Origin of the sequence: Mesorhizobium sp. M7A.F.Ca.US.005.03.2.1, assembly GCF_003997795.1 — a bacterium.
GTDB classification, from domain to species: domain Bacteria; phylum Pseudomonadota; class Alphaproteobacteria; order Rhizobiales; family Rhizobiaceae; genus Mesorhizobium; species Mesorhizobium ciceri.
This window is the reverse complement of record NZ_RZRP01001078.1, coordinates 1-1,804: the sequence shown is the minus strand read 5'-3', so window position 1 is coordinate 1,804 and position 1,804 is coordinate 1. Positions and strand designations below refer to the sequence as shown.

The window sequence follows — 1,804 nt, the reverse complement described above, 5'->3', positions numbered from 1 at the left end:
GGCGTTTTCCATCTGGCATTGGGCGATCATGCTGCTGTTGATCGGCGTGCCTGTTTTCTTTGCTGTTCGATCGGCCGCGAAGCCGTCGCAGAATCCTGAGACTCTTGTGGGCTTCGGCGGCTGGCTGATGCTGCTGGCTATCGGTCAGGCATTGTCACCGCTGCGCACACTCGCCGAATTGGGGGCCTCCAGCGATGGCTACAACCAGCTCATGCTGGTGCCGAATGGACCCATGGTGGTCTATGGCGAGGTTGCCCTGCTGCTGGCATTCATGGTGTTTCAGCTTGTGGTGCTCGTTGCCATGCTGAGGCGGAGCCTTCGGTTCAAGCAGTTGTTTCTCATCCAATGGCTCGCAATCCCGGTGGCGGTCATACTGGACGCGATCTGGGTCTCCACCGCGATCGGGGTTTCGGTTCGGAAAGTGGTCACTGGCGAGGCGCTTGCGACGTACATAGTCTCGTTTGTGCTGATAGGGCTCTGGGTCGCCTACGTCTACAAGTCCGTCAGGGTGCGGAACACCTTCACCAGGGTTGGGGCATCCACCCAGGTTGCTGGCGCGTCGTAGAAGAAGGCACAACTTGGAATGTTGGAACTGCGCGCGGCGATCCGCGGGCAGAACCGAATTCTTGTGGCGGCGATTGGGGTGTGACCTCGTGCACCACTATGTCGCCATCGAACCTGGAACGGCCAGATCCTGAGCCGACCGACCTCGACCATCATCCGTGACGGCTGCGACCTTTTGGAAGGTCTTTATTTCGGCCTCATTTATACGTGCTGCCCGCGCTCTCGCCTGGAGATCAACCAGGCGCGCCACGAGCGATTGCGACGTCTCGACTTCAGGGTTCATCATTTTCATTTGTCCGATTGAGTGGCGATTTGACGAGCACAACCCGCCGGCATCCCTGCCGGCGGGCCTGGCCCGGTTCGAAGTTTCAGTCGTAGACTTTCACAATCTTGCGTGTGCTCGGGTCCACCAAAACCGTTCGGTTGTCGACCACCGTATAGCGGTATTTGACGTTGGGAACCTCGTGGAGTTCGACCGTGTCTGGCAGAGCCGTGCCGACATTCAACTCCACCCCCGGAAGCTTCACAGAAGCCAAGGGTTGCTTCTTCACGTATTCGCGGACGACGGTGTCCTGTTCCGGTGTGATAACCACATCCTGTGCCGCAACCGCGCCGACGCTGGCCAACAGCAAGAGCGCCGCAGCGGCGCTGCTTAGGTGCATCCTCATTTGTTTTTCTCCTCTTGTAACCTGGCGGCAGCACGATCGGCTGGGCGCCAGCCACCCGAACACGTCGCCAGGCCAAACGTTCCTCATACGGGCCTCTGTCTGAATCCGCGCAGGACCAAAGTCTGGTTGGAAAACGCAATGGTCTTACCCGTTGGGAGTAGGCGGAACGGCTTAGGCCTAAAGGTTGTTGTCTCTCCAATTCGGAGAGAAACAGTGGAAAAAAGTGTCGGCCAGGCGCGATGGTTGCTCGCACCGATTTTCGCAACAGCCATCACCTTCTTGGTGATGGGGGTCGTTCTTGGCTGACATGGCGTGGATCGGCGCAGCTACGTCCCTTCCTGCGCTGATAGGACCCGTGAGCTGCTTCGACGGCGGGCGGGTCCTGTATTTCACCGTGCGCCCATGCATGCTCATTCGGCAGGCGTGGGCGCATTTCTAGCACATGTACCTTGGGAGGTTTATTATGGATCGGCGATCCTTCTTGACTGCAATGTTTGGCGTTGCCGGGGCAGCGGCCCTTGCAAGCGCTGTCCGCCCAACTGACGCAATGGCGGGTGTTCCAGGGGCCGGAC

The 1,804-nt window shown here is 59.0% G+C and carries 2 protein-coding genes; one reads left to right on the top strand and one right to left on the bottom strand.

What is annotated here, in order from left to right:
* Positions 1 to 565: DUF2569 family protein (locus EN991_RS34795; RefSeq protein WP_127370421.1), on the top strand; the 565-nt coding region annotated here is incomplete at its 5' end.
* 367 nt (positions 566 to 932) lie between these two features.
* Here the strand turns inward: EN991_RS34795 and EN991_RS34785 are convergent.
* Complete coding sequence (locus EN991_RS34785; RefSeq protein ID WP_013531386.1) at positions 933 to 1,232, bottom strand: DUF1236 domain-containing protein; 300 nt, start codon at positions 1,230 to 1,232, stop codon at positions 933 to 935.
* Positions 1,233 to 1,804: the final 572 nt, after the last annotated feature.

Bases quoted from the DNA above. Each gene is read 5' to 3' on its own strand.
- EN991_RS34785 (WP_013531386.1), bottom strand. From the start codon at position 1,232: ATGAGGATGCACCTAAGCAGCGCCGCTGCGGCGCTCTTGCTGTTGGCC.